Source organism: Achromobacter sp. ISS7 (assembly GCF_056523125.1).
The window spans coordinates 3,230,901-3,253,286 of sequence record NZ_JAWRZD010000001.1 but is presented as its reverse complement, the minus strand read 5'-3'; the positions used below and the strand labels follow the sequence as shown (position 1 = coordinate 3,253,286).

Here is a 22,386-nt window from a genome sequence, read left to right as displayed (position 1 = left end):
CCCGCGCGGGATAGCGCTACGCGGGTGTTTAGACCGGCGCCACGACCGTGGCCGCCCGACCAGAACCAGCAAGTGAGCGTATTGTGAAAACCCATTCGATTGCGGCCGCGACGAGCGGCATTTCCTTCAACGGCGGCGCCAGGAGTGCCCGCGCCGGGCGGACGCCGTGTGGCCCGCTGGGCAAGCGCGTGCGCGCGATGCTGCGGCTGGCGTGCCGGGTATTGGGGCTGAAGCGCCGCAAGGGGCTGGGGCTGGTCTTGCTCGGCGCCTCGGGCCTGGCCTTGATGGGCGCGGCCCCCGCGCAGGCGGCAAACGGCATCCACATCAATGCGAACGCCAACGGCCCGTGCGTCAGCATCAATGATCCCCAGAGCGCCCCGTCGGGGGGGACGGATTTCAATCGCTATCTGCAGGCGAACGTCAATTTCACGGATTCCACCGAACGGTGCGACTCGGGCCGGACCAACCAGAAAGACTCGGTCTTGTTCTACCGCCCTTCGGGCGTGGCGGGGGTAGGCGCCACCTCGCTCATGCTGGGCGGGGACCTGTCGGTCAACAGCGGCTATATCAAGCTGGGCGATGAGACGACCGGTCAGCGCATTGGCGATGCGAACACCAAGGCCGCCGGACAAGGCCTGGCCATCGGCAACGGCGCCGAGGCGGCGTACCGGGGCATCAGTGTGGGGCGCCAGGCCAAGGCGACCGGGAGCGATGCCGCGCTCGCCCTGGGCAACAACGCGCTTGCCGGCGACGTCTATGCCACCGCGGTCGGCGCGGATGCCAGCGCCACGGCCAATCGGACCACCGCGTTTGGCGTCGGCGCCACGGCCAGCGCGGATAGCGCGACGGCGGTGGGGGCCACCGCGCAAGCCTCGGGGGCCAATGCCTTCGCGGCAGGCAAGGACGCGAAGGCGCAAGGCGTGGACAGCGTGGCGATCGGTCGGGGCGCGACCGCCACGCAGAACCTCTCGGTGGCCTTGGGGGCCGGCTCGACCACGCGGGCGTTCCAGGCGCCGGCCGCCGCGGTGCTCAATGGCAAGTCGTACGCCTTCGACAGCCAGAACCTGCAGGGGGTGGTGAGCGTGGGCAGCCCGACGTCGACCCGGCAGATCGTCAACATGGCCCCGGGCGAGGTCAGCGCAAGCAGCAAGGACGCGGTCAACGGCTCGCAGCTGTTCGCGGCCTATGACGCCATCAATGGCCTGGGCGAAGTGGACAAGACGCACCAGGCCGCGATCGACCGGGGCACCGCGGACGTGGCCGCCACGCGTGCCGCCCAGGCCGCCGCGACCGCGTCGGTGGCGCAGGCGATCGGCGGCGGCGCGAGCGTCGGCGCGGGCGGCACGATCGTGATGCCGACCGTGTCGTTGAGCAGCCTGGGGTCGGGCCAGCAGCAGCCGACCACCCTGATGGGGGCCATCACAAGCATGGATGGCGTTTTGCGGGACCATGGGGCCGCCCTGGGCGAGGTCAGGCAGATCGTCGACGTGGCGGATGCCAAGGCCAGTCAGGCCGAGCGTCAGTTGCAAGGCTTCGGGGCGGACGAAACGGTCGCCAGCCGGATCGACGACGTCAGGAAGAACAGCCTGGCGTGGGACGCGGACCAGAATGTGTACAACGCCGGCAACGCCACCGCCGGCCAGAACCGGATCTCGAACCTGGCGGCGGGCCAGGCGGCGACGGACGCGGTCAACAAGGGCCAGCTGGACCAGGCGATCACGGCGTTGCAAGACAGCAGCCTGGTGCGCGAAAGCGATGGCCAGTTGCGGGTGGGACAGGATTCCAGCGCCACGAGCGTGAATCTCGCCGGCAGTGCGCCGCGACGCGATGCCAATGGCAATCCGGTGGTGGGCGCGGACGGCCAGCCGGAGACAGCCGCCGTGGATCGCCAGGTGACGGGCGTGGCGGCGGGCGTGAACACCAATGACGCGGTCAACAAGGGCCAACTCGACGGCGTGGCGCAAGCGGCCGCGGCGGCGCAAGGCGCGGCGGGGGATGCGCGCCAGGCGGCCGATGCGGCCGGCGCGGCGGCGTCGGCGGCGCAGCGCACGGCGGATGCCGCGCAAGGCGCGGCCGCTGGCGCGCAGCAGGCCGCCACTACGGCGCAAGGCGCTGCCGCGGCGGCACAGTCGGCGGCCGATGGCGCCAACGCCAAGTTGGCCGGCATCGGCGCCGGCGAGACGGTGGCCGGCCGTATCGAGCAGGCGGCCACGGCCGCCACCGATGCCGCCGGGCGCGCGGCCGGGCAGGCGCTGGCCGATGCCTTGGGGGGAGGGTCATCGGTGGGCGCGGATGGCAAGGCCAGCGCGCCGGCCTACGCGATCAGCCAGATTGGTCCTGACGGCACGGTCGCGGCGCAGGCGCAGGCCGCCAGCAACGTCGGCGCTGCGCTGACGGCGCTGGATGCCAACGTCATCAAGGTGAACGACCGCGTGTTGGCGCAGGACGGCAAATTGAACACGCTGACGCAGGACCTGAGCGGCCTGCGCGACGACAGCCTGTTGTGGGACCAGGGTGCGCAGGCATTCAGCGCCAGCCATGGCGGCGCGTCGCCCAACCGCATCATCAATGTGGCCGATGGCCAGGCGGACACCGACGCGGTCAACAAAGGCCAATTGGACACGGTGGCGCAGGCCGCCGGCGCTGCCCGGTCGGCGGCGGACACCGCCCGCCAGAGCGCCGAGGCTGCTCAGAATACGGCGGCCGGCGCCCAGACGGCCGCCGATACCGCCCAGGGCGTGGCGGTGGCCGCGCGGCAGGCCGCCGAAGCGGCCCAGGGCACGGCGGCGGATGCCCGCCAGATGGCGGACGACGCGCAAGGAACGGCCCGCGGCGCGCAACAGACGGCACAGGTGGCCGGGGAGACGGCGGCGGGGGCACAGCGCACCGCCGAAGCCGCGCAGGGAGCCGCGCGCGATGCGCTGCAAACCGCCGACGCGGCGCAGGGGATGGCGGTCGAGGCCCGGCGCACGGCGGACGCGGCCGAGGGCACGGCCACGGCCGCCCAGCAGATTGCCGCCACGGCGCAAGGCACGGCAGCGGCGGCGCAACAGGCGGCCGATAGCGCCAACGCCAGGCTCGCGGGCATCGGCGCCGGCGAGACGGTGGCGGGTCGTATCGAGCAGGCGACTCAGGCCGCGGTGGCCTCGGCGGGGCAGGAAGCAAGCCAGGCGCTGGCTGGCGCCCTGGGCGGCGGCGCCGCGGTGGGCGCGGATGGCAAGGCGAGCGCGCCGGCGTACGCGATCAGCCAGATCGGCCCCGATGGCACGGTCGCGGCGCAGGCGCAGACCGCCACCAATGTCGGAGACGCGGTGGCGGCGCTGGATGCCAACGTCATCAAGGTCAATGAGCGCGTGCTGGCTCAGGACGGCGCGCTGACGCAGTTGACGCAGGACCTGCGTGACCTGCGCGGCAACAGCCTGCAATGGGACGACGATGCGCAGGCCTTCAACGCCAGGCATGGCGACACGGCCGTGAACCGCATCCTCAATGTGGCCGATGGCCAGGCCGGCACCGATGCGGCCAACAAGGGCCAATTGGATACCGTGGCACAGGCCGCGGGCGACGCCCGGTCCGTCGCGGATGCCGCGCGGCAGAGCGCTGTCCAGGCACAGGACGCCGCCACTGGCGCGCGCGACACCGCGCAGGGGGCGCAGGCGGCGGCGAGCGCGGCGCAACAGTCGGCCGACTCGGCCAACGCCAAACTGGTCGGCATCGGCGAGGGTGAAACGGTGGCCGGGCGCATCGCGCAAGCGGCGTCGGCCACCAACCAGTCGCTGGCCGACGCGTTGGGCGGCGGCGCCGCGATCGGCCCGGACGGCGCGTTGCAGGCACCTTCGTACGCGGTGACCGCGATCGGTCCGGACGGGCGGGCGCAGGCGCCGGCCACGGCCGCCGGCAATGTGGCTGACGCGGTCAGGCAGCTGGATGCGAGCGTGGTGGCGGTCAACGACAACGTCAACAAGGTCGGCGCCGACGTGTCGCAGGTTCGTGACCAGCTGGACGCGGGTGAACTGGGCCTGGTGCGGCAGGACGCGGCAACGCGTGACATCACGGTGGCGCGGCAGGCCGACGGCACGCGGGTGACGCTGGCGGGCACGGACGGCGTGCGCACGCTGTCCGGGGTGAAGGAAGGCGAGGTCAGCGCGGCCAGCACCGAGGCGGTGGTGGGGGCGCAGTTGTTCCGGGTGAACCAGGACCTGCTGGCCAACAGCCAGGCGGTGGGCGATCTGGAGGCCTTGACCGGCCAACAGGGCGTGACGCTGACGGCGCTGTCGGATCGGGTGGACAGCGGCAATGTCGGTCTGACGCGGCATGACCCGTCGGGCAACCGGGTGACGCTGGCGGCCGACCGGGGCGGCGATACGGTGGATGTGTCGGGCACGGATGGCGCGCGGCGGGTGACAGGCCTGCGCGATGGCGACATCGCGGCGGGCAGCACCGACGCGGCCACGGGCGGGCAGCTGCACGCCGTGACAGAACGCATCGACCAGCTCGATGCGCAAGCCGCGGGCATCGCGATCGACAGTCGTGGCGATGGCAGCGACCGTGCGCAGGTGAAGGCGGGCGGCCGCGGCGTGGCGGTGGGCGCCAGCGCGCAGGCCCTGGGCGATAACAGCGCGGCGGTGGGCGCGGATGCGCGGGCCGCGGGCGCCAATGCCACGGCGATGGGCGCCAATGCCGCGGCGCAAGCGGCGGGCAGCACGGCCGTCGGCGCCAACGCCATGGCGAGCGCGCCAGGCAGCGTGGCGCTGGGCGAGGGCGCGCAGGCCACGCGCGCCAACACGGTGTCGGTGGGCGCGTCAGGCGCCGAACGCCAGATCACCAATGTTGCCGCGGCCACGCACGACACCGACGCGGTGAACCTGCGCCAGGCGAGCGGCATTGCGCGCCAGGAAGCCGGCAAGGCCCTGGAACAGGCCAACCGCTACACCGACAGCCGCATCAGCCAGCTGCGCAGCGAGGCCAACGCCGGCATCGCGTCGGCGATGGCGATGGCCGCGTTGCCGTCGACCTCGACGCCGGGCAAGTCCATGCTGGCGATGGGCACATCCCTGTACGGCGGCCAGTCCGCGATCGCCATGGGCATATCGGGGCGCTCGCAAAATGGCGCGTGGATGTACCGGGCGTCCAGTTCCAGCACCAAGGATGGCGACATCGGCGCGGCGGTGGGCGTGGGCTACGAGTGGTAGCCGCCTGGGGCATGCGCGATGTCCGAGCCGTTCAGACGGCGTCCAGGTGGTCGCGCAGCTTGAACAGATCGTTGTTCGACGAGACGCCCAGCTTTCTGAACGCGGACGCCTTCTGGCTGCTGATGGTCTTGATGCTGCGGTTGAACTTCAAGGCGATCTCGCTGACGGTCATGCCTTCCAGATAGCAGCGGATCACATCCCGCTCGCGCGTCGACAGCGCCGAGCCGATGTCCGCCTGGGCATCTCGTTGCGCGCCGTCTTCGCCCGTCGTGCCCGTGCCCACATACACCGACCCGCGTGCCACGACGTCGATCGCGTTGATCAATTCGTGCATCGGCTGGCGCTTGCCGACGAAGCCGCTCGCGCCGGCGCGTAGCGCCTGCGATACGCGCGCCGGATCGGGATGGGCGGAAAACACCAGGACACGGGTGGCGGGAAACTTCGACCGCAGCGCCTGGATCAAGGACGCGCCGGCGAGTTGCCGCGGGCCCAGCACATAGTCCACCAGCACGATGTCCACCGGTTGCGCGCGCAGTCCGTCGATCAGCGCCTGGCTGCAGCCATGCACGCCGGTCAGCTCCAGGTGCATCTCGGAACTCAGGCGCACGATCAGGCCGGTGCGGACGACCGGATGGTCGTCCAGGAGGGCAATGCGCAAACGCTTGAAGGATCTGCTGGTCACGATGGATGGCCGTTGGGTGAAAGAAGGCGGCGCGTGCCCGGGAGCCTTGCCGCGTGAGGACGATGGCCGCTCGCGCGGCATCCCGGACGGCACTCTACGCAGGCTTGCCGGGCGCCTGAATCGGAGCACTCCTAAATGCTTGGATGCCAATACGGATTTAGTCCTAATCCGATGTGCGAGCACCAGGCGTGTTGCTACAGTCCGGCCCATTCCGCCCCAGCCAATCCCAGTGAGGAAAACATGGCGCCGCTCAAGGCCAACGCAGATTCCCGTCTTCACACGCTTCGCGTGCTATTGCTGATGCGAGAGGGGCCCTTCGTGCGGCGCACCGGCGCGGTCCTGGAAGGGCTGCGCGTGCGGCGTTGCACGCAGGCGGCCACGCTGGCCGCCGTCGCCTCGGTGCTGCGCGCACAGGAAACCGATGTGATCGTGGCCGAAGTGCACGCTGACTTCAGCGAAGGCCTGATGCTGCCCAGCCTGCTCAAGGAACTGAGCGCGGCAGGCCGCCTGGAGCGCGTGCCGCGCGTGTTGTGGGTGGGCGAGGCACGGCAAGCCAACGGAACCTCCGGCGCTTCGCTCGAGCCGGCGGCGGGGATGCGCCAGGGCTGGTGCGAGAACCTGAATGGCGTTTCACTCAACGCGCTGGCGTCGCACGCGCGCCTGGCCCGCGCCGCCGGCATCCCCGTCGAGATCGCGGGCGCGATCGAGGGTGACGGCTTGCGCCTGGCATTGGACGCGTTGCCCGACATGGCGGGCGCCGTCGAGCCGGTGCGCGCGCCGGCGGCGCCGGATGAAGAGGACGTGATCGCCGCGTTGGCCTCGGGCGAGGGACTGCGGGTCGTTTTCCAGCCGCAGTACGACTTGATGACGCGGCGCATGGTGGGGGCCGAGGCATTGATTCGCTGGCGCCATACGCGCCTGGGCGACGTGCCGCCATCCGTGCTGATTCCGATCGTGAACCGGCTGGGGCTGGATCTGTTGCTGTTCAGCCATATCGAGAAATGCGCCATCGAGACTTTGCTGGCGCTGGATCGGGCCGGTGTCGATATCCCGCTGGCGGTGAACGCGTCGGCCAATACGCTCTGCGCGCCCGGGCTGGCCGAGCGCCTGTCCAGCAAGATGCTGCGCGCCGGCCTGCCGCCGCGGCGGCTGAAGCTGGAGTTGACGGAGGACATGGCCGCCGCCGATGCGCTCTGCCTGTCCGCGTCGATCGCGGCGTTGCGGGCCAAGGGCTTTCAGGTATCGCTGGACGACTTCGGCGCCGGCGCCGCCACGCTGGCCTTGCTGTCGCAGATGCCGTTCGACGAAATGAAGATCGACGGCGCGTTGGTGCGTGCCGTGGCCCAGGCGCCGGCCTCGCGCGAGATCATCACGGGCATCGTGGCGCTGGCGCGCCTGTTCGACCTGCGCCTGGTCACCGAGGGCATCGAGGATGCCTCGACCATTGCGCTGCTGTGCCAGCTCGGTTGCCGCATCGGCCAGGGCTATGCATTGGCCTATCCCATGGAAAACGCGGAATTCCTGAGCAGCGCCGCCCAGCCGCCCGCTGCATAAGGCGAGGCTTGGCGGTCCCGGGGCCTTGCCATTCTTGACATTTGCCTCGCGGGCGTTAGGAGCAATCCGATTTTCGCCGGGAGGGGCGTTCCCTACAATTTTCGGGTGGCGATTGATCGCCCGCTTCCCGGCCCGCGATCGGCGCAGCCAGGAGGATAAACAGGGACGCATTCAAAGAAAATAATGTCGATTTGTTGCCAGCCATATCATGCTGATGCTATCAATAGGACTAATCCTAAAAATACGTCCGGCACTTTGCGAGTTCCAGATCCGCTATGAAACGCATACGCATTGCCTTGCTTGACGATCATGCGGTCGTGCGGCACGGACTGGTCAGCCATCTGGCCGCCGAACCCGACATCGAAGTGGTGGGCGCGTACGAGAGTAGCCGGGAGTTGATGCGCGCCCTGGCCCAGAGCCACGCCGATATCCTGCTGCTGGATTTTTCGCTGGGACGCGACGAACTGGACGGGGTTTCGCTGATCCGGGCGCTGCGCGCGCGCTTTCCCGATTGCCGCATCCTGGTGCTGTCCACCCATCACGAGCCCGCCACGGTCTCGCTGGCCTTGCGGGTCGGCGCCCGGGGGTTCGTCGGCAAGGGCGAGGACATGGGCAACCTGATGAAGGCGATCCGCGCGGTGAGCGCGGGCGCGATCTACCTGAGCGCCGAGATGTCCTACCAGGTGGCGGACGCGACCCTTTCGGGAACGATGGCGGAGGGCGACGAGGCCGACGACCCCTTGCGGGAAGCATCGCTGTCGGCGCGCGAGCAAGAGGTGATCCGCTGCTTCCTGGCGGGGATGACGGTCACCGAGATCGCCGAGAAATTCCACCGCAGCATCAAGACGATCAGTTCGCAGAAGGCGGCCGCGTTCCGCAAGCTTGGCGTCACCTCGAACAACGATCTGTTCCGCATCCGCCAGACCTTCGAATGAGCCAGCGCGTGGGCAACGTCCTGAGGTGGGCCGTGGCGGTCTGCCTGACCCTGGCGGCGGGCGCGACGGCCGCGCAGGCGTCGGCCGACTTCGTCCTGACGCCTGTCGAGCAGGCCTGGATCAAGCAGCATCCCGTGTTGCGGGTCAGTGTGCTGAAAGAGCTCGAACCGATCGAATACCTGAAGGATGGCGGCCTGCATGGGCTGTCGGCGGAGTTCCTTGGCGAGATTGCGCGCAAGACGGGGCTGCGTTTCGTCTATCTGCCCGCCGACACCAGCCAGGAACGGGTCGACATGGTGACGCGGGGCGAGGCCGACCTGATCTCGGCCATGCGGGTCAACGGTGACGTGGCGGCGCGTTCCGGCTTCCTGCACACCGACCCGTATCACATCAGCGCGGGCATCGTCATCACCCGCGTGAAAAGGCCCTTCCTGTTCGAGCCCGACCAGCTCAATGGCATGACGGTGACGTTGCCGTACCTGGATCGCTACCGCGACGAATTGCGGCGCAAGGCGCCGGATGCCAAGCTCATCAACGGCGGCTCGTCGCGCCGGATGCTGGAGCAGGTGGCCAGCGGCGAGGCCGACGCGGCCGTCGGCACCGAGGCGTTCCTGGTGCCTTACCTGTATCGCGGTTACCAGGGCCAGTTGCAGATCTCGGGCGTGCTGTCAGCGATGACAACCGAGATCGGCATGAGCGTGCGCGCCGACCAGGCGGTGTTGCACGGCATCCTGCAGAAAGCGCTGGGTTCGATATCGCCGGAGGATATCCGGCGGCTGCACGAGCACTGGCTCGACGAGCACATGAACGAGGACCCGACCTTCGCCGACATCACCCAGCACTTCTGGCACGAGCTGGTGCTGGCGGGGCTGGTGCTGGTGTTGCTGGCCAGTGTGGCCGGGGTGACTTACCGCATGCGCCTGAAGGCGGTGCGCAACGAACGCGAAAAGACCATGTTCCTGGCCGTCATGAGCCACGAGATTCGTTCGCCCATGAATTCGGTGCTGGCCGCCGTGGAACTGCTGTGCAATACGCCGCTGGACAAGCAGCAGCGGCATTACGCCGAACTGGCCAACCACGGCGCGCAATCGCTGCTGACATTGATCGACGATGTGCTGGACGTGACCAAGCTCGAGGCCGGACAGGTCAAACTGGAGCCCGAGCCGGTGAATATCGCCACGCTGGTGCGCAATGTGGTGGACCTGCACCAGTTGCGCGCGCGGGAACGGCATATCTCCCTGAGCTATGACGGCGACCCCGAGCCGCCCCTGTTGATGCTGGACGAGGCCCGGCTGGGCCAGGTGCTGAACAACCTGGTGTCCAACGCCATCAAATTCACCGAGAGCGGCGGCGTGACCGTGCGCTACGCGATCCAGGATAGCGAGATCCCCCGCCACCGCGAGCTGCGCCTGTCGGTCAGCGACACGGGCATCGGCATCCCGGAAGACGCGCAAGCCAAGCTGTTCCAGCCGTATGCGCAGGCGGCGCGTTCGTTCAAGCGTTCGGGGGGCACGGGCCTGGGGCTGGCGATTACCCGCGACCTGGTGGTGCTGATGCTGGGCAAGATCGCAGTGGTCAGCAAGCCGGGCGCGGGCACCACGGTCGATGTGTCGTTGCCGGTGTTGGCCGCGCCCAGGAATGCCGTCGTGGCGGAGCCGGTCGCGCGCCAGCCGGCCGGGGCGCGGCGGGCGCACGGCCTGCGCGTCCTGGTCGTGGAGGATACGCCGGCCAACCAGGCCGTGCTCCAGGCCCAGCTGGAAGGCTTCGGCTGCACCGCGGTGATCGCGCAGGATGGCGTGCAGGCGCTGGCCTGCTTTGCGCAGGGAGTCTATGACCTTGTGCTGATGGATTGCGACCTGCCAGACCAGGACGGCTATGCCCTGACGATGCGCCTGCGCCTGATGGAGCGCGAGGCTGGCCATTCACGCTGTCCGATCATCGCGATCTCGGCCTCGACCGGCGCCGAGCATACGGCCCGGTGCTTCGACGCGGACATGGATGGCATCCTGGGCAAGCCGATCCGGATGCGCAAGTTGCAGGACGCCATTGAACTCTGGTGCGGGGTCGAACTCGATCCGATCGCACAGCCGGCGCAAGGACGCGGCATGTTCGGTCCCGAACAGGTGGTGGAGGCGTTGCAGCGCGACCTGCATGCCTTGCTGGAACTGGCCGCGTTGCGCGATGTCGACGGCGCCCGGCGAGCGGCCCATCGCCTGCATGGCGCCGCGCTGACGGTCGAGTGGCCGGAAGTGGCGCGGCCCGCGGCTGCGCTGGAGCGGATGCTGGCCGACGCGCAGCCGTGGGGCGGGTCGGCCTGGGACGAGCAACTGCAAGCCTTGGCGAAAGCCTTCCGCGACAGCCGTCCGTTGCTGTCGCCCGACGCGGATGCCGAATCCGCCGCGGCATAACGCGCGCCGCGCCGGACAGGTCGCCCACGGTCCACGCGTCGTCCTGCCGGGGCAGGACGACACCGCCGTTACAGTGCCCGGCTGTGCTGACCGGCGCCCAGGGCGCCGCCGCGCTGGCGCGCCGCCTCGCGTTCAGGCGTGGGCAGGTAGATGGCGCACAGCAGGTTGGCGCCGGCGATGATGGCGAACATCAGCGCCATCGGCTGCCAGGTCAGGCCGAAGGTGTGGGCCACCCACAGGCCCACCAGCGGCGTGGTGCCGCCGAAGATCGCGCCGCACAGCTGGAAGCTGAGCGAGATGCCGGTGTAGCGCATCTCCACCGGGAAGGCCAGCGGCAGGTAGGGCGCCAGCACCGCGTAGTAGGCGCCGATCAGGAAGATCGCGGTGAGGATGCCGATGGCGATGTTCTGGATGTCGCCCGTCAGGATCAGCATCATCATCGGCACGGCCCACAGCGTCGACAGCGCGGTGACCCAGATCAGGAAGCGGCGCTCGCCGATGCGGGTGGCGATGTAGGAGGCGATCGGAAAGCTGATCAGCTCGACCACGCCGGCCCAGGTCACCACGTCCAGGATCTGGCTGCGCGTGATCTTCAGGTAGGTGGTGGTGTAGGTGATCATCAGGGTGGTCACGAAGTAGAACCCCGAGATGCCCAGCAGGCACAGGCCGATGCCCAGCAGCAGCGCGCGCTTGCGTTCGCGCAGCACCAGGCGGATGGGGGCGGTGCTTTCCTTCTTCTTTTCCTTCAGGCGCGCTTCCAGCTCGGGGCTTTCGTTGACGCCGCGGCGGATGACGAAGGCCACCAGCACCAGCACGCCGCTGATGATGAAGGGCAGGCGCCAGCCCCACGACAGGAAGTCCTCTTTCGGCAGGTCCGACACCAGGCGGAACACGCCGGTCGCCAGGATCAGGCCGATGGGGCTGCCGTACTGCGGCGCCGAGGCCAGGAAGGTGCGCCACTTGGGCGGCGCGTGTTCGGCCGCGATCAGCACCGCGCCGCCCCATTCGCCGCCCACCGCGATGCCCTGCACCAGCCGCAGCGCCACCAGCAGCACCACGGCGGCCAGGCCGATCGAGTGATACGACGGCAGCAGGCCGATCAGCGTGGTCGCCACGCCCATCAGCAGCAGCGTGATGACCAGGCTCTGCTTGCGCCCGACGCGGTCGCCCAGATGGCCGAACAGCACCGCGCCCACCGGCCGCGCGAAGAAGCCGATCGCGAAGGTGCCGAGCGAGGCCAGCGTGCCCATGAAGGGATCGTTGGTGGCGAAGAACACGTCGCCGAACACCAGGGCGGCCGCCGTGGCGTAGCAGTAGAAGTCGTACCACTCGATCATGGTGCCGAAGAATGCCGCGGCCGCGGCCCTGACCGGCTGTCTGCGGCCGTTTGAGTCGTTCATTTCATTCCCCTTGTTGGTCGCGGCTTGCCTGTCGGCGCCGCATTGAATACGGCGTTGACGATAGCAACTACTGGCTATATCTTGTATAGCCACAATCCAATCAGACATAGGTCCACTTCATGAAGGAAGTCCTGCTCGCCGATCTGCTCTCGGGCGCGCTGTCGCGCGAATCGGCGGATCCGCTGCAAAAGCAGATCTACGACATCGTGCGGCGCGGCGTGCTGGACCACACGCTGGTGGCGGGGCAGCGCCTGCCGTCGTCGCGCGTGCTGGCGCAGGACCTGGGCATTTCACGCATCACGGTGACGCTGGCTTACGAACGGCTGATCGCCGAGAACTACCTGAGCGCGCGCGGCGGCAGCGGCACCTTCGTCGAGAAGACGGTGGACCGGCCGCTGCTGCCGCCGGCCTCGCCCGAGCACGTGCAGCGCCACGTGCCGGGCCTGTCGACGCGCGGCGAGACCATCGCCGGCGGCGCGGCCGGGCTGGGCCAGCACACCGGCGCCTTCGTGCCGGGCGTGGCCGACGCCAGCCTGTTTCCGTTCCACCTGTGGCGCCGGCTGGTGTCGCGCCACCTGGGCAAGTCGAACCTGGCGCTGTCGGGCTACGCCAAGGACGGCGCGGGTTTCCTGCCGCTGCGCGAGGCCATCGCCAGCTATCTGCGGCTGGCGCGGGCGGTGGTGTGCGAGCCCGAGCAGGTCATCGTCACGGCGGGCACGCACCAGTCGGTCGACCTGTGCGCCCGCATGCTGGCGGGGGCAGGCGATACCGCGCTGGTCGAAAGCCCGTGCCACTGGGCCTTTCCGCCGGTGCTGGGAGCGGCCGGGGTGCGCGCGCACGCGGCGGTGGTCGACGAGCAGGGCCTGGACCTGGCGGCCAGCAAGCTGCCGCGCCGCGCCCGATTGCTGATCACCAGCCCGTCGCATCAATACCCCACCGGCGTGGTGATGCCGCTGGCGCGGCGGCTGGAACTGCTGCAGGCGGCGCGGGCGCGCGGGTTGTGGGTGCTGGAGGACGACTACGACAGCGAGTTCCGCTACGACGGCGCCCCGATTCCGTCGCTGCAGGGCCTGGATGCGGACGGCCGCGTGATCTACATGGGCACGTTCAGCAAGACCATGTTCGCCGGCCTGCGCATGAGCTACATGGTGGTGCCGCCGCAGGTGGCGGCGTCGTTCTCGCGGGCCTGCGCCAGCATCTACCGGCCGGGCCAGCTGCACCTGCAGGCGGCGCTGGCCGACTTTATGGCGGACGGCCATTTCTCGCACAACATCAAGCGCATGCGCACCGAGTACGCCGGCCGCCAGATCGTGTTGCGCGACGCAATCGCGGCGCGCGTGGGCGATCAGGTGCAGTTGTCGCAAGCGCGGGCCGGGCTGCATGTGTATGCGCGGCTCGACCGCAAGGTGTCGGTGCCGCGCCTGGCCGAGGCCGCCCGCGACGAGGGCATCGTGCTGGGCCAGCCGCATTACCTGCCCGATGCCGCGCGCGCGGCGGCGCCGGCGGTGGTGCTGGGCTATGGCGGCGTGCCGTGCGAACGCATCGACGACGGCGTGGCCCGCTTCGCGCGGGCGCTGGGCCGCGTCACCGAGGCCCGGCCGGCGCGCCGCGCCAGGCGCTGAACCGGCGCGGTGGCCGCGGCGGTGCGGGTCGCGCCAGGCCGCCGCGTCCGCTTGCCGCCTACAGTTCCGCCAGCGTCTCGTCCGCCGCCGCCAGCAGCAGGTCGGCATGCTCCCGCGCGAACGGCAGTTGCGGCCGCAGCTTGAGCACGTTGCCGTGCAGGCCGGTGGCGCTGAGCAGCACGCGGCGCTGGCGCATCAGGTTGACGAAGCGATGCGTTTCTTCCTTGGCCGGTGTTTTCGCGGCGCGGTCGCGCACCAGCTCGACGCCGATGAAGAGGCCGTCGCCGCGCACGTCGCCGATCAGCGCATGGCGTTCGGCCAGCGCGCGAAAGCCGTCGCGCAGGTACTGCCCGGTGCGCGCGGCGTTGGCCTGCAGCCCTTCGTCCTCGATCACCGAGAGCGTGGCCTGGGCCGCGGCGCAGGCCACCGGATTGCCGCCGAAGGTGTTGAAGTAACGCGCCTCTCGGCCGAAGCGTTCCAGGATGTCGGGGCGCGAGACCATCGCGGCGATGGGGTGGCCGTTGCCCATCGGCTTGCCCATGGTGACGATGTCCGGCACCAGGCCGTGGCGCTGGAAGCCCCACATGCACGAGCCGGTGCGGGCGAAGCCGGCCTGCACCTCGTCGGCGATGAACAGGCCGCCGGCGTCGCGGATGGCCTGCACCGCCGGCGCCAGGAAGCCGGCCGGATCGCTGTAGACGCCGTCGCTGGACAGGATGGTGTCGACCAGCAGCGCGGCCGGCTTGATGCCGTGGCGCCGCATGTCGTCGATGGCGGTCTGCACCTGCCGGCCAAACCATTCGCCCAGCGTGGCCGGATCATGGCGGTAGCTGTCGGGCGCGGCCACGGCGCGCGTGTCCACGCCCAGCGGCACGGCCTGGCCGAGCGACGGCGAAACGGCCGCCACGGCGGCGGTGACGCCGTGGTACGCCAGCTGCGTGACGATCACGCCGGTGCCGCCTGTGTGGCTGCGCGCCACGCGCAGCGCCAGGTCGTTGGCCTCGCTGCCGGTGCAGGTGAAGATGACCTGCGACAGCGGCTGCGGGAACGTCGCCAGCAGGCGCTCGGCGTAGTCGAGCACGCCGTCGTGCAGGTAGCGGGTGTGGGTGTTCAGCACCGCCGCCTGTTCGGCGATGGCGCGCACCACGCGCGGGTGGCTGTGGCCCACCGACGCCACGTTGTTGTAGGCATCCAGGTAGCGCTGGCCGTCGGCGCCGTGCAGCCACACGCCCTCGCCGCGCACGATGTGCAGCGGCTGGTCGTAGAACAGGCGGTAGGCCGGCCCCAGCACGCGCTGGCGGCGGGCGATCAGGTCGCGTTCGGCCTGCGGCAGCGCGTCGGCCGCGGCGGGGTCGAAGGCGTTGAGCATGGCTTGGTCTCGGCTCATACAAGAGTCTCCATCGGGGTCTGGCTGGCGGCCAGCAGGATGTCGCTGGCCTGCTGCCGGGGCAGGGCGTCCAGGCGCGCCAGGCCGGTCCAGGCCAGGCCGTTGTTGCGCAGGATGTACTGGCGGTTCTCGGGGTGCTGTTGCGCGCGCCAGCCGGTGATGGCCACCGTGATCAACAGGCGCGTGGCGATCAGGTCGGGCAGCAGCGCGATTTCGGTTTCGGTCAGGGGCAGCGTCTGGTGGTAACTCGCCAGGCACTGGCGCAGGCCCGCCGACAGCGGGTCGGGGGCGTCGTCCAGCAGGTAGGCGGCAGCCACGGCCAGGTCCTGCGCCAGGGGGGCGCGCACCATGTCGCCGAAGTCGAGCAGCGCTGCGATCTGTTCGGGGTCATCGCGCGCGACCATGACGTTGTAGGGATTGAGGTCGTTGTGGATGACCTGGCGCCGCAGCCCGCCCAGGCGCGGCCGCAGGTCATCGACGAAGCGTTCGAGCAGGCGTTCGGCCAGCCGCCGGCGGTCCGCCTCGGGGATCTTCGGCAGCAGGTCGGCGATGCGCTCGGCGTGCTGCAGGTCCCACAGCAGTTCGTGGTCGGCCATGGCGTGATCGAAGCTGGCCAGAGCCAGGTCGAACTGCGCCAGGGCGCGGCCCAATGCGCGGTATTGCGCCGGGCTGCGCGCCACCTGGTGCAGCGGCACGCCGTCCACGAAGGTCATCAGCCGCAGCGCGCGGCGCGCGCCGTCGCCGGCGTCATGCCAATGCACGTAGTCGCCTTGCAGACCCGGGATCAGGCGCGGCACCGGCGGTTCGCCATCGGCCCGCATCAGGCGCAGCTGCGCCTGGGTGTGGAAGTCGGTGACCGCCGGGTCCTCGGCGGGGTGGGTGGCCTTGAGCACGTAGGCGCCGCCGTCGGCCGCGCGCAGCAGGAAGTTCTGGTCGCGTTCGCTCGACAGCAGGGTGGCCTGGGTCGTCAGGCCGTAATGGCGCAGCGCCAGGGCTTCGGCCTCGGCCAGGGACAGTTTGGGCGGCTCGGCCGCGAACAGCGCCTGGCCGGCGCTGGAGGGGTTGCTGCGGCTCATGCTTGGCGCTCTTCCAGTCCGCACCATTCGGCGATGAACAGCGCGATGGTCTGGGTGACCTTGCGCACCGATTCCAGGTTGACCGCCTCGTCGTAGCCGTGCGGCATGCGGCATTCCGGGCCGTAGACGATGGCCGGGGTGTCGGCGTACAGGCCATAGAAGCGGGCGTCGGTCGCGGCCGAGGTGGCGTATTCGCGCAGCGGTTCGCCGAACACCTGTTCGTGCGCGGCGCGCAGCGCGGCCTCGGCCTCGTCGGCGTTCTGCAATTCATAGCCCTCGGCCATGAAGCCGTGGTAGATCACCTTGGGCGGGTGCTTGGCCAGGAACGGATCGCGCGCCGCCGCCTGGGCCACGAAGGCTTCGATCTCGGCGCGCGCGGCTTCCAGGCTCTGGCCGGGGTAGACCGCCACGCGCATGTCGAAGGTGCACCAGGCCGGCACGCTGGACGGCCAGTCGCCGCCGGCGATCTTGCCGAGGTTGAAGCGGATCGGGTGGGGGTGGTCGCAGAAGTGGCGGTGGTCGCACTTGTTGGCGTTCCAGCGCGTTTCCAGTTCGTCCAGCGCCTGGATCAGGAAGATCGCCTTCTGGATGGCGTTGGCGCCGGCGCCGGTGAAGGCGGCCGAGGCGTGCTGGGGGTCGCCTTCGACCTGCACCTGGAACCACATCGGCCCGACCTGGGCGCGCATCAGCATGGGCAGCAGCGGTTCCGGAATGAAGGCGGCGTCGGCGCGGTAGCCGCGCGCCAGGCAGGCCAGGGCGCCGTTGCCGGTGCATTCCTCTTCCACCACAGATTGCAGGAACACGTCGCCGGCCGGCGCCAGGCCGATCGCGGCCAGCGCGTCCATGGCCGACAGGCAGGCCACCAGGCCCGATTTCATGTCGCCGGCGCCGCGGCCGTGCATCCAGCCGTCGACGATGGCCGGGTCGTAGGGGTCGCGGCTCCATTGCGCCAGCGGGCCGACCGGCACCACGTCGATGTGGCCGTTCAGGATCAGCGAGCGGCCCTTCAGGCTGCGCGCGCGGTGCGCGCCGACCACGTTGTAGGCGTTGTCATAGGACACCGCCACCGGCGAAAATCCCGGCAGATGGCGGATGGCGTCGACGTCGATGCGCCAGCGGTCCACCGCGTAGCCGCGTTCCGCGTAGCGCGCCGCCATGAAGTCCTGCGCGGTGGCTTCCTCGCCGCGTTGCGAGGGCAGGCGCACCAGTTGCGCCGTCAGTTCGGTCTGGGCCGCGAAGCCCGCGTCCACGGCTTGGAGTATGCGCTGCCGGAGCGCCGGGGTCAGTTCTGGCATGGATGTGCTCGAGTTTGACTGTCAATCCGGCCATCCTAGGCAAAATTGGATCGGTGAAAAATAGCCAATCCTGGTTATTTGATATAGCCACTTTCGGTGCACGGCGCCCCGGCGCCGCCGCCCGCGTCAGTCCGCCAGCAGTTCCTCCAGCTTCGCCTTGAGCGAGGTGGCGCGCTCGGGGGCGCGCGCCAGCCCCGAGCGGGCAAAGGCGTGCGCCCGTGGCGTGTCGCCCAGGTGGCGGGCGATGCGGGCCAGGTTCAGCGTCCTGGCCGGGTGGATGGCGTCGGGATCGGTCTGCCGCAGCAGCCGCTCGCAACTGGCGGGGTAGGCGTCGTAATCGGCGAAGAAGGCATGGCCCTGGCGCGTCCATTCGCTGACGATGAATGCGACGTTTTCCTCGGCGCTGGCCGCGTCGGGGCCATAGGCCCAGCCGAACGCGGGTCCGGGCGGCGGGTCGATGCGCTCGCGGAACACGCAGTGCGATTCCTCGATCTCGGCCGGGGGCACGAAGGCGCCGCCTTCGCAGGGCAGGAAATCGTAGTGCGCGCCCAGGTTCAGGTAGCAGGCCTTGCCGCCGCTGGCGCCCTGCACGTTGAAGACGTGCACGATGGGGCCGCGGATGCGCCGCAGGGTCTGGCCCGAGCCTTCGAACCCCTCGGCCTTCAGAACGGGATAGAGGTGTTTGGTCAGGAGCTTGAGGAACGCGGTGCGGGTCATCGTGATCGCCATGTCGGATCGCCTGTGAGAGGGGCGGGGCCATTGGACCGCGGATGCGGGCGCGACGTGCGCCAAATCATGTCAGATGCAACGGGAATTGCCCCGGGGCGGCAACCCCGGGGGGGCGGTCACAGCAGGAACAGGAGCGATGCGGCCACCACGGTTGGCGCCAGCGCGCCGGCCAGCAGCCCGGGCATGCTGACCGCGCCGTTGTTGAAGCCGCCGCGCAGCAGCGCCACCCCGGCGGGGTTGGGCGCGTTGGCGATCACCGTCAGGCCGCCGCCAGCGACCGCGCCCGCCACCAGCATGTATTGCGCCTGGGCGGAAATGCCGTCGATCAACGATCCCAGGTAGGTCAGGGCGGCATTGTCGGTGACGGCGGTGAGGGCCAGCGCGCCGAAGAACAGCACGCGCGGTTCGAGTCCGCTGACGATGGGCTGCAGCCACCATTGCTGCATGCCGCCCAGCACCACCAGGCCGGCCAGGAAGAAGCCGACCAGCAAGGCCTCCTTGATGATGAGCCGGCTCTGGTGCGCCTTGTAGGCCTGGGTATAGCCCAGGAAGAACAGGAACAGCCCCAGGAAGATGATCGGATGGTGGGCGAACAGGACGATCGCCGCCAGGAACAGCAGGTGCACCGCGATGACCGTGGACGACATCGGCCTGGCGGTGTCGCCAAGCGACATGACGTCGCCGGAGTGCAGGTGCGGGCGCAGCAACCAGGTGACGGCGGTGGCGTTGATCAGCACGGCCAACGCGGCCTTCCAGCCGAACATCTTGAGCATGAAGGCGCTGTCCCAGCCCCAGGTGGCGGCGACCATCAGCACGGGCGGGGCCGCGTAAGAGGTCAAGGTGCCGCCGATCGAGATGTTCACGAACAGCACCCCCAGCGCGAGGTATTTGAGCCGCTCAGGCATGCCGCGGTGAAAGACCTGCGGCGCCAGCATCATCGCCGCGATGGTCATGGCGGCCGGTTCGGTGATGAGCGAGCCGGCCAAGGGCACCAGGGCCAGGCACAGCCAGGCCTTCGCCGTCCGGTCCGCCACCGGCAGCCAAGCGGCCAGGCGGTCCACCAGCCGCATGACCGCGGTGAGCACGGGCAGCGACGCGGCGATGACCATGACCACGAAGACAAAGGCGGGTTCGGTGTAGTTGCGCGATTCGGCATAGCCGAGCGCGGCGTCGCCGGAGGCGGCGAAGGCCATCAGCAGCAGCAGGATGGCGGCCCAGAAGCCGAACACGACCTCGACTTCGCCCAATAGGTGCAGCAGGCCTTCGTGGCGCTTGCTGCGATGCGCCAGCCGCAGGAAGAGGGGGGCGGAAAAGGTATGCAGCAGGGCGATCGCGAAAACGACCGCGGCAATGATTTCAATCGGCTTGTCTGTCACGCGCGAGATTCCTTGATCGTGTTTTCATGCCCGCGCGACTTCGATCCACAGCCGCGCCATCACCACGTGCCGCACCAGATCATACAGGTGCGCCGGCGCGTCCGCGGGAACCAGGACGCGGCGGATCAGCGCCTGCAGATCTACGCGCAGGCACGGCTGCGGCGGCGGGATATCGCGTTGGCGCACCGTGGCCATCAGGCGGATGAGGTCGAGCGACGGCATGTCGATTTCGAGCTCGGCGTTGGCGGGCGGCAGCACGGCGTCGCGCAGCGCCTCCAGCGTCGAGCAGATGTAGACGCCGGAAGGGTCCAGCTCGTCGCCTTCCAGGTGGCGGTGCCAGTCCTGGGTGCCGATGAGCGTGGCGCTGGCGCCGGCCATGGGCGGCTCGAAGCGCAGCCGGCTGAACTCGAGCAGTTCCATCAGCTCGACGAATGACAGCGCGCGGGCAACCTTCAGCGTGTGATCGTGGCCCGCGACGCGCGCGTGGCCGTCCTGCAATCCCCTCATGGCGTACTCCCGGTGTTGCGGCGGGGCCGCCCCGCGGCGGCCCCGTGTCCTGCCTTTTTTGTGATCAGGCCTGAGCCTGCGCGATCGCGCGCACCTTGCGCCGGTTGCGCACGGTGGAGTAGGCCAGCCACAGCGCCAGCGCGAAGATCGCGTAGACGAAGGCGGCGCTGATCGGGCGGTCGATGAAGATGCTCATCTGGCCGCGCGACAGCAACAGGGCGCGGCGGAAGTTCTCTTCGACCATCGGCCCCAGCACGAAGCCGAGCAGCAGCGGCGCGGGCGAGAAGTGCAGCTTCAGGAACAGGTAGCCGACCATGCCCAGCACTAGCACCATGCCGACGTCGAACAGGCTGTTGTTGGTGCTGTAGACCCCCACGCAGACGAAGAACAGCGCCGACGGGAACAGGTACTTGTACGGCACCTTGAGCAGCTTGGCCCACATGCCGATCAGGGGCAGGTTCATGATGACCAGCATCACGTTGCCGATCCAGAAGCTGGCGATCAGGCCCCAGAACAGGTCGGCGTGCTCGGTCACCATCTGCGGGCCGGGCTGGATGCCATGGATGATCAGCGCGCCGAGCATCAGGGCCATGACCGAGTCGCCGGGGATGCCCAGGCTCATGGTCGGGATGAAGCTGGTCTGCGCCGCCGAGTTGTTGGCCGCCTCGGGGCCGGCGATGCCTTCGATGGCGCCGTGGCCGAAGCGGTTGGGTGTCTTGGACACGCGCTTCTCGACCGCGTACGACATGAACGACGCGATGGTCGCGCCGGTGCCCGGCAGGATGCCCAGGATCGCGCCGATGGCGCTGCCGCGCGCGATCGGCATCGCCGATTGCTTGATGTCGCCCGGTTCGGGGCGCACGGACATCTTGGCCGAACTGCCGACCGTGGTGGCCTTGCCGATGCGGTTGACGTTGGCGAAGAAGTCCGCCAGGCCGAAAAGGCCCATCGCCAGCGCCACCAGCTGCACGCCGTCGCTCAGTTCAATCACACCGAAGGCGTAGCGGATGGTGCCGGTGTTGACGTCGGTGCCGACCACGCCGATCAGCAGCCCCAGGAACACCATGGCCACGCCCTTGATGGCCGAACCCTTGGCCAGGGTGGCGCCGGCGAACAGCCCCAGCATCATCATCGAGAAATACTCCGCCGGGCCGAACTTGAAGGCGACCTCCACCAGCACCGGCGAGAACAGGATCATGATGATGATGCCGACGCTCGCGCCGATGAACGAGGCCAGCACCAGCATGAACAGCGCCGAGCCGGACTTGCCGCGCCGCGCCAGCGGATTGCCGTCCAGGCAGGTGACGGCGTGGGATGGCGTGCCGGGCAGGTTGAGCAGGATGCAGGTGATGCCGCCGCCGTACTGGGCGCCGTAGTAGATGCCGGCCAGCATCATCAGGGCCGCGACCGGGGTCATGGCGTAGGTGAGCGGCAGCAGGATGGAGATCGCGGCCAGCACGCCCATGCCGGGCAGCACGCCGATCATGTTGCCCATGAAGACGCCGAATATCGACCAGAGCAGGTTGTCCCACTGGAAGGCGACGGTGAAACCGTGCAGAACGTTATCGAACAATTCCATGGCTTATCCCCAGCGCAGCATCGGGAACTGCAGCTGCAGCGCCCAAGAGAAAACGAGCGCGCCGAACAGCGTCATGGCGGCGGCGAGAATCGCGGCGGACTTGTACGTGTTCGACGTATCGCCCAGCGCGGATACGAACACCAGCGCGAAGGTGGCGGGCAGGAACCCGAGATACTGGCCGATCACGATGAACAGCGCGATGCCCGCGGCGATGCACGCCATGCCGCGCAGGCGTTCGCGCCGGGTCGGTTGCGGCAGCTGTTCCTCGATCTGTTCTTCCTGGATTTCGTCGGGATCGGGGCTGAACGGGATCAGGATGCCCAGGGCAACCAGGAAACATCCCACCAGCATCGGAAAGTACCCCGGCCCCATGCGTGCCAGTTCGCCGATGTTGTATGAGGTGGCCTCGAAGAGGGTCAACGCGCCGCAGAGGGCGATGAATGCGCCTCCCCACAGATCGCGCTTTCTAGAGAATATGGTGCTGCCCATGGCGTGCTCCCCGTTTTTTGTTGATGACAAGACCGCGGGCCGTGATTGCGCATGACCCGGGGAGCGGGGACTTTAAGAAGAGCGCCTTGCATTTTGCTTTCGAGCGGAGGCGCCGTTTTTACGGGATAACCATGAGGCCGTCCACCTCGCGATGC

The 22,386-nt window shown here is 69.3% G+C and carries 15 protein-coding genes; 5 read left to right on the top strand and 10 right to left on the bottom strand.

The features are described from left to right. Positions 1-83 precede the first annotated feature (83 nt). Positions 84-5,192 (top strand): YadA-like family protein, encoded by a 5,109-nt coding sequence (locus tag AC1HFW_RS14455; RefSeq protein WP_479284026.1) that lies wholly within the window; start codon positions 84-86, stop codon positions 5,190-5,192. A gap of 31 nt (positions 5,193-5,223) precedes the next feature. On the opposite strand, the gene AC1HFW_RS14450 is transcribed toward AC1HFW_RS14455, so the two are convergent. Continuing rightward, positions 5,224-5,874: a response regulator transcription factor gene (locus tag AC1HFW_RS14450; protein WP_241075774.1), complete on the bottom strand. Its 651-nt coding sequence runs from the start codon at positions 5,872-5,874 to the stop codon at positions 5,224-5,226. A gap of 300 nt (positions 5,875-6,174) precedes the next feature. On the opposite strand from AC1HFW_RS14450, the gene AC1HFW_RS14445 reads away from it, so the two are divergent. From AC1HFW_RS14445 to AC1HFW_RS14435, 3 genes are all read left to right on the top strand, one after another. Beyond that, on the top strand, positions 6,175-7,428 hold the full coding sequence (locus AC1HFW_RS14445) for an EAL domain-containing protein (protein WP_241075775.1): 1,254 nt from the start codon (positions 6,175-6,177) through the stop codon (positions 7,426-7,428). 275 nt (positions 7,429-7,703) lie between these two features. Next, positions 7,704-8,363 carry a response regulator gene (locus AC1HFW_RS14440; protein ID WP_061073962.1) on the top strand — a complete coding sequence of 220 codons (660 nt, stop codon included), beginning with the start codon at positions 7,704-7,706 and terminating at the stop codon, positions 8,361-8,363. Then, positions 8,360-10,771, top strand: coding sequence for an ATP-binding protein (locus tag AC1HFW_RS14435; RefSeq protein WP_479284023.1), 2,412 nt, complete (start codon positions 8,360-8,362; stop codon positions 10,769-10,771). The genes AC1HFW_RS14440 and AC1HFW_RS14435 overlap by 4 nt, the downstream gene beginning before the upstream one ends. Positions 10,772-10,839: 68 nt before the next feature. On the opposite strand, the gene AC1HFW_RS14430 is transcribed toward AC1HFW_RS14435, so the two are convergent. Next, a complete protein-coding gene (locus AC1HFW_RS14430; protein ID WP_238890428.1) occupies positions 10,840-12,171 on the bottom strand; it encodes an MFS transporter in 1,332 nt (443 codons plus the stop codon). A gap of 119 nt (positions 12,172-12,290) precedes the next feature. Here AC1HFW_RS14430 and pdxR point away from each other — a divergent pair, with 119 nt between their 5' ends. Continuing rightward, positions 12,291-13,793: a MocR-like pyridoxine biosynthesis transcription factor PdxR gene (gene pdxR / locus AC1HFW_RS14425; RefSeq protein WP_479284022.1), complete on the top strand. Its 1,503-nt coding sequence runs from the start codon at positions 12,291-12,293 to the stop codon at positions 13,791-13,793. Positions 13,794-13,851: 58 nt separating this feature from the next. On the opposite strand, the gene AC1HFW_RS14420 is transcribed toward pdxR, so the two are convergent. From AC1HFW_RS14420 to AC1HFW_RS14385, 8 genes are all read right to left on the bottom strand, one after another. Then, positions 13,852-15,180 carry an aspartate aminotransferase family protein gene (locus tag AC1HFW_RS14420; RefSeq protein ID WP_479284020.1) on the bottom strand — a complete coding sequence of 443 codons (1,329 nt, stop codon included), beginning with the start codon at positions 15,178-15,180 and terminating at the stop codon, positions 13,852-13,854. Next, positions 15,177-16,256, bottom strand: coding sequence for a phosphotransferase (locus tag AC1HFW_RS14415; protein WP_479284018.1), 1,080 nt, complete (start codon positions 16,254-16,256; stop codon positions 15,177-15,179). Before AC1HFW_RS14415 ends, AC1HFW_RS14420 begins: the two co-directional genes overlap by 4 nt. Next, the gene (locus AC1HFW_RS14410; protein ID WP_198483039.1) at positions 16,253-17,551 is read right to left on the bottom strand and encodes an ArgE/DapE family deacylase; all 1,299 of its coding nucleotides are present in this window, start codon (positions 17,549-17,551) and stop codon (positions 16,253-16,255) included. Before AC1HFW_RS14410 ends, AC1HFW_RS14415 begins: the two co-directional genes overlap by 4 nt. 126 nt (positions 17,552-17,677) lie before the next feature. Then, positions 17,678-18,280 (bottom strand): DUF4304 domain-containing protein, encoded by a 603-nt coding sequence (locus AC1HFW_RS14405; protein WP_479284016.1) that lies wholly within the window; start codon positions 18,278-18,280, stop codon positions 17,678-17,680. A gap of 116 nt (positions 18,281-18,396) precedes the next feature. Further along, positions 18,397-19,656 (bottom strand): putative Na+/H+ antiporter, encoded by a 1,260-nt coding sequence (locus tag AC1HFW_RS14400; protein WP_479284015.1) that lies wholly within the window; start codon positions 19,654-19,656, stop codon positions 18,397-18,399. 24 nt (positions 19,657-19,680) lie between these two features. Further along, complete coding sequence (locus AC1HFW_RS14395; RefSeq protein ID WP_479284014.1) at positions 19,681-20,163, bottom strand: hypothetical protein; 483 nt, start codon at positions 20,161-20,163, stop codon at positions 19,681-19,683. Positions 20,164-20,227: 64 nt separating this feature from the next. Further along, the gene (locus AC1HFW_RS14390; protein ID WP_006390187.1) at positions 20,228-21,742 is read right to left on the bottom strand and encodes a tripartite tricarboxylate transporter permease; all 1,515 of its coding nucleotides are present in this window, start codon (positions 21,740-21,742) and stop codon (positions 20,228-20,230) included. 3 nt (positions 21,743-21,745) lie between these two features. Then, positions 21,746-22,231: a tripartite tricarboxylate transporter TctB family protein gene (locus tag AC1HFW_RS14385; protein ID WP_479284012.1), complete on the bottom strand. Its 486-nt coding sequence runs from the start codon at positions 22,229-22,231 to the stop codon at positions 21,746-21,748. Between the last annotated feature and the right edge of the window lie 155 nt (positions 22,232-22,386).